This is a genomic window from Streptomyces monomycini, from assembly GCF_022271435.1.
GTDB classification, from domain to species: Bacteria; Actinomycetota; Actinomycetes; order Streptomycetales; family Streptomycetaceae; genus Streptomyces; species Streptomyces monomycini.
Genome location: NZ_JAFIQY010000066.1, coordinates 24,813 through 31,370, shown reverse-complemented (window position 1 = coordinate 31,370; position 6,558 = coordinate 24,813). Strand labels below are relative to the sequence as shown.

At 72.2% G+C, this 6,558-nt stretch carries 9 protein-coding genes; 3 read left to right on the top strand and 6 right to left on the bottom strand.

The window, feature by feature from the left end; translation table 11 throughout:
• The 6 genes from JXZ78_RS38705 to JXZ78_RS38680 all read right to left on the bottom strand — a co-directional run.
• A partial coding sequence (locus JXZ78_RS38705; protein WP_372498407.1) for an urease accessory UreF family protein occupies positions 1-280 on the bottom strand: 280 nt, incomplete at its 3' end.
• 50 nt (positions 281-330) lie between these two features.
• Positions 331-2,052: an urease subunit alpha gene (locus JXZ78_RS38700; RefSeq protein ID WP_238783678.1), complete on the bottom strand. Its 1,722-nt coding sequence runs from the start codon at positions 2,050-2,052 to the stop codon at positions 331-333.
• Positions 2,045-2,356, bottom strand: a complete 312-nt coding sequence (locus tag JXZ78_RS38695) for an urease subunit beta (RefSeq protein ID WP_030017665.1) — start codon at positions 2,354-2,356, stop codon at positions 2,045-2,047. The genes JXZ78_RS38700 and JXZ78_RS38695 overlap by 8 nt, the downstream gene beginning before the upstream one ends.
• Before the next feature lie 17 nt (positions 2,357-2,373).
• Positions 2,374-2,676: an urease subunit gamma gene (locus JXZ78_RS38690; RefSeq protein ID WP_030017664.1), complete on the bottom strand. Its 303-nt coding sequence runs from the start codon at positions 2,674-2,676 to the stop codon at positions 2,374-2,376.
• 345 nt (positions 2,677-3,021) lie between these two features.
• Positions 3,022-3,375 (bottom strand): type II toxin-antitoxin system Phd/YefM family antitoxin, encoded by a 354-nt coding sequence (locus JXZ78_RS38685; RefSeq protein ID WP_030017663.1) that lies wholly within the window; start codon positions 3,373-3,375, stop codon positions 3,022-3,024.
• 243 nt (positions 3,376-3,618) lie between these two features.
• Entirely contained in the window at positions 3,619-3,921 is a 303-nt protein-coding gene (locus JXZ78_RS38680; RefSeq protein ID WP_030017662.1) for a hypothetical protein, read from the bottom strand.
• Positions 3,922-4,404: 483 nt separating this feature from the next.
• Here JXZ78_RS38680 and JXZ78_RS38675 point away from each other — a divergent pair, with 483 nt between their 5' ends.
• The 3 genes from JXZ78_RS38675 to JXZ78_RS38665 all read left to right on the top strand — a co-directional run bounded on the left by JXZ78_RS38675 (position 4,405) and on the right by JXZ78_RS38665 (position 6,465).
• Positions 4,405-5,040 (top strand): ATP-dependent Clp protease proteolytic subunit, encoded by a 636-nt coding sequence (locus JXZ78_RS38675; protein WP_030017661.1) that lies wholly within the window; start codon positions 4,405-4,407, stop codon positions 5,038-5,040.
• A 7-nt stretch (positions 5,041-5,047) separates the two neighbouring features.
• Positions 5,048-5,353, top strand: a complete 306-nt coding sequence (locus tag JXZ78_RS38670) for a hypothetical protein (protein ID WP_030017660.1) — start codon at positions 5,048-5,050, stop codon at positions 5,351-5,353.
• A 638-nt stretch (positions 5,354-5,991) separates the two neighbouring features.
• Complete coding sequence (locus JXZ78_RS38665) at positions 5,992-6,465, top strand: C40 family peptidase (protein WP_030017659.1); 474 nt, start codon at positions 5,992-5,994, stop codon at positions 6,463-6,465.
• Positions 6,466-6,558: the final 93 nt, after the last annotated feature.

Sequence of the window (6,558 nt, the reverse complement as noted above, 5' to 3'; positions counted from 1 at the left end):
GCCGCCCCAGCCGCCGCGCCGTGTGCCGCAACGCCGGCACCGGCGTGCGGGCATCGGCCGCCGCATCCAGCTCCAGCGGATCGCACCCGGCCGCCGCCGCAGCCGCCAACGCGGCCGCGACCAGCCCGGCGGTGTGCAACCGCCCCCGGCAGAACGCCTCCAAACCCGCCGCATCCCGCAGGCGCCCCGCCTCCACAGCCGCCTCCGCCCCACCGGAATGCGCATGCCCGCCGGCCGGAAACCGCCCGTCCGCCAGAACCAGCAACGCCGCCCTGCTCATCGCCGTACCTCCTGCTCCGGCCACTCACCGCTCACCCGTGCCCGGCCCGCTCAGAAGAGGAAGTAACGCTGAGCCATGGGCAGTTCCGCGGCCGGAGCGGGCTCGACCACGTCGCCGTCGATGGTGACCGTGAAGGTGTCGGGATCGACGTGGACGCGGGGCAGCGCGTCGTTGTTGCGCATGTCCGCCTTGGTCACGCCGCGGGTGCTGCGGATGGCCCGGAAGGACTTGGCCAGCCCGAGCCGTTCCGGCAGTCCGTCCGCGACGGCCTGCTCGGAGACGAAGTTGACGGAGTTGCTGCCCGGCGCCCTGCCGATGGCCCCGAACATCGGGCGGGGCAGTACCGGCTGCGGGGTGGGGATGGAGGCGTTGGCGTCGCCCACCTGCGCGTACGCGATCTGGCCGCCCTTGAGGACGAGCTGCGGCTTGACGCCGAAGAACGCCGGGTCCCACAGCACCAGGTCGGCCAGCTTGCCCTCCTCGACCGAGCCGACCTCGTGGTCGATGCCCTGGGCGACGGCCGGGTTGATGGTGTACTTCGCGACGTAACGGCGGGCGCGGATGTTGTCCGCGTGGAGGTCGCCGGGCAGGGTGCCGCGCCGCTTCTTCATCACGTGCGCGGTCTGCCAGGTCCGCAGGACGACCTCGCCGATACGGCCCATCGCCTGGGCGTCGGACGACATGATCGAAATGGCGCCGAGGTCGTGCAGGATGTCCTCGGCCGCGATGGTGGAGGGCCGGATACGGGACTCGGCGAACGCCAGGTCCTCCGGCACGGCCGGGTTGAGGTGGTGGCAGACCATCAGCATGTCGAGGTGTTCCTCGACGGTGTTGACGGTGTGCGGCCGCGTCGGGTTGGTGGAGGCGGGCAGCACGTTCGGCTCGGAGACCATGGCGATCATGTCGGGCGCGTGGCCGCCGCCGGCCCCCTCCACGTGGTACGCGTGGATGCCGCGGCCCCCGATGGCGGCCAGGGTGTCCTGGAGAAAGCCCGCCTCGTTCAGGGTGTCGGTGTGGATGGCCAGTTGCGCGCCGCTCTCCTCGCAGACGCGCAGACAGGCGTCGAGCACGGCGGGGGTGGCGCCCCAGTCCTCGTGGATCTTGAAGCCGAGGACGCCCGCGCGCAGCTGGTCGTGCATCGAGGCGACGGACATGGTGTTGCCCTTGCCCAACAGGCCCACGTTGACGGGCAGCCCGTCCATCGACTCGAACATCCGGGCCACGTGCCAGGCGCCCGGCGTGATGGTGGTGGCCTTGCTGCCCTCGGCCGGGCCGGTGCCGCCGCCGACCAGGGTGGTCACACCGGAGGCGAGGGCCTCGTCCACCTGCTGGGGGCAGATGAAGTGCACATGGGTGTCGATGGCACCGGCGGTGAGGATCTTGCCGTTGCCCGCGATGACCTCGGTCTCCGGGCCGATCGCCAGATCCGGGTGGACGCCGTCCATGGTGTCGGGGTTGCCGGCCTTGCCCAGCGCCGTGATCCGGCCGCCCCGTACACCGACGTCCGCCTTGATCACACCCCAGTGGTCCAGGACGAGCGCGCCGGTGATCACGGTGTCGGGCGCGCCCTCGGCGCGGGTGGCGCGGGACTGGCCCATGGACTCGCGGATCACCTTGCCGCCGCCGAAGACCGCCTCGTCACCGGCCCGGCCGGGGCCGCCCGCCCGGTCCTCGGTGATCTCGACGAGGAGGTCGGTGTCGGCCAGCCGTATCCGGTCGCCCACGGTAGGGCCGTACAGATCGGTGTAGGCGGGGCGGGTCAGGTCAGCCATCGAGCGAGCCTCCGGTCTCGCCGCGCAGGCCCGCGACGATCCGCTTGCCCCCGACGGGGACGAGTTCGACCTCGGTGGGGATGCCGGGCTCGAAGCGCACGGCGGAGCCGGCGGGGACGTTCAGCCGCTTGCCGAGCGCGGCCGCACGGTCGAAGTCGAGGCCCGGATTGGCCTCGGCGAAGTGGTAGTGGGAGCCGACCTGGACGGGGCGGTCGGCGGCGTTCAGGACGGTCAGCCGGATGACGGGGAGCCCGGGGTTCAGGCGTACCGGGTCGTCGGCGTGCAGGATCTGGCCGGGAATCATGGTCGCTGCTCCCGCGCTCAGTTGATGGGCTCGTGGACGGTGACCAGCTTGGTGCCGTCGGGGAAGGTCGCCTCGACCTGTACGTCGTGGATCATCTCCGGGACGCCCTCCATGACCTCTTCACGGGTGAGCACCTTGCGCCCGGTCGACATCAGCTCGGCGACCGTACGGCCGTCCCGCGCGCCTTCGAGGATGTGGACGGTCAGCAGCGCGACGGCCTCCGGGTGGTTGAGCCGTACCCCGCGGGAGCGCCGCTTCTCGGCCACGTCGGCGGCCACATGGATCATCAGGCGTTCCTGCTCGTGCGGGGTCAGTTGCATACCTTCACCTCACCGTCTTCGAGCTGGGCGCATCCGCCCAGGTCACGGGTGGCGATACACCCGCAAAAGCAGATGTATCACACAGTAATTAAAGACGGAGCAAACTGCTCTCCAGCTCCGCTCCATCAATGACCCGAAGGCCGCAGGTTAGTTCGGCGCCGTTTCACCGGCGTTAACGCGGCGGGTCGGCCGCGGAACGTCACCGGCCGGACCCCGCGGGCGCCGTGCGGCGGGCCCGCACACCCCTCACACACCTCATGTCCATGTCAACTCCTGGAGCGAAGCCACCACCCCCGGTCGCCTGCCTTGGCGGCCGCCCCGCGCAGAGCTGTCAGCGCCGCGCGGTCAGCGCTCCGCGGCACCCGGTCCGCTGTGCTCACCCGCCGTACCGTGCCCGCCGGCCGCCCCGTGCTCAGCCGCCGCACCGCGGTGTTCCGCCGCGATGCCGAAGCGGCCCCACTCACCGGGCGGGGCCGGGAACGGCCGCACCGAGGAGACCGTACTGATCACCGGCTCCTCCGCCGCGGCCTCCTCCGCCTCCCGGCACGCGTCGAGGCGCTCCAGGTCGGCGGCGGACACCAGCCCCACCAGCGGCTTGCCGTGGCGCGTGACGACCACCCGCTCGCCGCCGTAGACGACGCGGTTGATCAGGTCCGCCAACTCCGCCCGGGCCTGCGTCACCGGAATCTCATAAGCCATGGTCCTAGCTTAGGTCGCGTCCACGACATCCCGGCCAGGGCCGCGACCGGCCGGCCGCGACGGGCGGCTCCGGCGTGCGGGACCGGCGTACGGGCGGCTCCGGCGTACGGGACCGGCGTACGGGCGGGACCGGCGTACGGCACCGACGCCCCGACGCGCCCGGACACCTCACGCACACCGCCCCCTGGCGCCCATGCCGATGGCCCGGCACCTCCGCCGGGCCATCGGTACGCGCCGGAACGCTCAGGTGCTGGTGCGGTCGGTGGGTTCGCGGCTGCCGCACTTGGCCAGGCCGCGACTGATCATGTAGCCGACGGTCAGCAGCGTGACATAGAGCCATGCCTGGTCGGCGGGGAAGCGGTCCACGCCGGCAGGCCCTTCGCCGACGACCGCGGAGGCGACCAGAACCGCCACGACGGCGGCGAGGTAGACGAAGAACTCGGTGCTCTTGAACGCGGGCTTGGTCTCCGCGCTCGTGTGCCGCTCGGCACGGGCGGCCTGGGAGCGGCCGGATTCCGGATATCCGGCGGATGAAGCGGTAGCCATCGCGTCCTCCTGGACTCGATTCGGCCCGAGGAGCTCGGGTCCGCCCGGCGGGTACCCGGGCGGTCCGGGGCGGAACGGCGGTTTCCGCACGAACGGATTCCACAAGGGGCCCTTTGGCCAGGGACCCACGCGCCGGGTGTCGCCTCGTGCTGCCCGACGGGACTGCCGCAGCGGACGCGTGGGGCGGTGGAGGAGGTCCGGCACGCCGCACGCCGGGCCGGTGCCGGAACGAGCGGGGGACTTCGGCCGGAACGCTGCACCGGCAGCACGCCCCCTCGGCCGTTCTCCGGAACCCGGGCCTTACGGCCCGTCATGTTGCCCGCCCACAGGCTCACCTGACTTCCCATGGGGTTTTCGCTCTCAGCGAGCGGCCCCCTCCGCACCCGCCGAAGGCATTGCTTTCGCCCGACAGAACGTGCTCCCATCTAGCCCTACGTACGTCCTGTACATTTTTTACAGACGCTCAGGAAAGAGGAGCTCCCCATGAACGGCCCCCAGGCCCGGCACGTCCTTCCGGAGTTCACCGAACGCACCTCCTACGGGGCCCGGACCATGGACCCGTACTCCAAGCTGCTCGGCGAGCGGATCGTCTTCCTGGGCACCCCGGTGGACGACGCCGCGGCCAACGACGTGATCGCCCAGCTCATGCACCTGGACTACGACGCACCCGACCGGGACATCTCGCTCTACATCAACTCCCCCGGCGGCTCGTTCACCGCGATGTCCGCGATCTACGACACGATGCAGTTCGTCGGCTGCGACATCGAGACGGTCTGCCTGGGCCAGGCCGCCTCCGTCGCCGCGGTACTGCTGGCGGCCGGCGCGCCCGGCAAGCGGCTCGCCCTGCCGGGCGCCCGTGTCCTCGTCCACCAGCCCGCGTTCGACGAGCCGGTGCAGGGGCAGGCCGACGACCTCCGGATCCAGGCGGACGAACTGCTGCGCATCCGGGCGCTGCTGGAGGAACTGCTCGTCCGGCACACCGGCCAGCCCCCCGAGCGGATCACCGAAGACCTCGAACGCGAGAAGGTCTTCAGCGCCGAGGCCGCCGTGGAGTACGGCCTCGTCGACGGGCTCACCCGCAGCCGCAAGCAGCGCCCCGCGACGCCCGGCGCGAGGTGAGCCCGGAATGTGGCCGCCCGAACTGCCGCCGCTGCCCGCGCTGACGCGCGCCGAGGGCGAGGTCATCGACAGCTACCTGGCGGTCCTGGACCTGCTGGGCCGCATCAACCCCGCCCGCGGCACGGACACGTACGGCGGCCTCCGCGCCGCACAGGCCCTGGTCGGCAAGACCACCGCGCTCCGGGACGCGCTGGCGCTGATGCACGCCCGGGGCGAGAGCGAGCTGCACGCGGGAACGCTGGCGCAGGCCCTGCGCGTGCTGGACGGTGAGCGCCGCGCCCGGCTGATCTCCGTACCGCCGCCGCGAGCTTGACGCGCCGCGCCCCCGCCCGGCCGGGGGCGCGAGTGCCCGTCCTTCGCACCTCTGGCTCACCTGAGCCTCACCCGACCCACGCGGCACACGCCGGACAGGGAAGGCAGGTCGCCCCGAAGGCGCCGGCGCACCGCAAGGACCCACCCGTTTGGCGACACGAAGCCCGATCGGGCTCGCCCGAACGGCGTAGCCGCGGGGCCGCATACCGCGTCACACCGCTTGCGCGACGTACGTACGTGTTGCCCGGAACGTGACGTTCCGGGGCTGGTACGCGGCTCCTCACCCGTCGCGTGACTCCCACGGAACGCCGCCCGTCCACCCGAACGGCGCAGACGTGACCAACCTCACATACAGCCGTTTCTGCTCGGAATCCGGGCGCGAGGTGCGCAACGATCGCTTCGACGACAAGCCCCCGCCACAGCGGTGGGGCGGTCCGGGCGGACGCCCAATCCTGCCGCCGTACCGGATGTCTGGTCGATGCGACTGGACCGGCAGGAGCGGAGGACCCGAGCACGACGGGACCACCGGCCACCACGGCCGGACGGCCCCTTGGGGTGAAGTCGCCACCGCGACCGGGCATCTTCGCCTGCCCGAACCCGACAGGCACTCCTTCGCAGGCGGCTGACGAAGGGTTGCGCATGACTGCGCGTACCACCACTTCCCCTCTGCTGGCGCGGGCCGGAGTGATCTCCTTCATCGCCCTCGCCACGGTCGGCGGGACACTGGTCGTACCAGGGGCCACCGAGGACGCGGCAGCCGCGTCCACCTCGGCCTCGGCACTGCGGGTCGCCGCTTCCAAAAAGGGAGCGCCCTACAAGTACGGAGCCAGCGGGCCACACCGTTTCGACTGCTCGGGACTGACGCTGTACTCGTTCAAGCGGGCCGGGAAGCGGCTGCCGCGCACCGCGGCGGCCCAGTACAACCGCACCCGGCACCTGTCGGCGTCCTCGCGACGCGCCGGCGACCTGGTCTTCTTCCACTCCCGCCGCGGTATCTACCACGTGGGCATCTACGCGGGGAAGGGCAAGATCTGGCACGCCCCCAAGCCCGGCACCGTGGTGCGGCTGGAGCGCATCTGGTCGCGCAGCGTCTCGTACGGGCGGGTGCGCTGACCGCGCGGGCCCGGCCCGCCAGGCGCGCGCGTGCGGGGCTCCGCGCGGCGACGAGCCCCGCACCGTCCGGGCGCGGGCGCGCACGCGGGTGCG

What these genes read in the sequence shown, in the direction of transcription:
- JXZ78_RS38700 (WP_238783678.1), bottom strand. Translation starts at nt 2,052, where the DNA reads ATGGCTGACCTGACCCGCCCCGCCTACACCGATCTGTACGGCCCTACC.
- JXZ78_RS38695 (WP_030017665.1), bottom strand. Translation starts at nt 2,356, where the DNA reads ATGATTCCCGGCCAGATCCTGCACGCCGACGACCCGGTACGCCTGAAC.
- JXZ78_RS38690 (WP_030017664.1), bottom strand. Translation starts at nt 2,676, where the DNA reads ATGCAACTGACCCCGCACGAGCAGGAACGCCTGATGATCCATGTGGCC.
- JXZ78_RS38685 (WP_030017663.1), bottom strand. Translation starts at nt 3,375, where the DNA reads ATGGCTTATGAGATTCCGGTGACGCAGGCCCGGGCGGAGTTGGCGGAC.
- JXZ78_RS38680 (WP_030017662.1), bottom strand. Translation starts at nt 3,921, where the DNA reads ATGGCTACCGCTTCATCCGCCGGATATCCGGAATCCGGCCGCTCCCAG.
- JXZ78_RS38675 (WP_030017661.1), top strand. Translation starts at nt 4,405, where the DNA reads ATGAACGGCCCCCAGGCCCGGCACGTCCTTCCGGAGTTCACCGAACGC.
- JXZ78_RS38670 (WP_030017660.1), top strand. Translation starts at nt 5,048, where the DNA reads ATGTGGCCGCCCGAACTGCCGCCGCTGCCCGCGCTGACGCGCGCCGAG.
- JXZ78_RS38665 (WP_030017659.1), top strand. Translation starts at nt 5,992, where the DNA reads ATGACTGCGCGTACCACCACTTCCCCTCTGCTGGCGCGGGCCGGAGTG.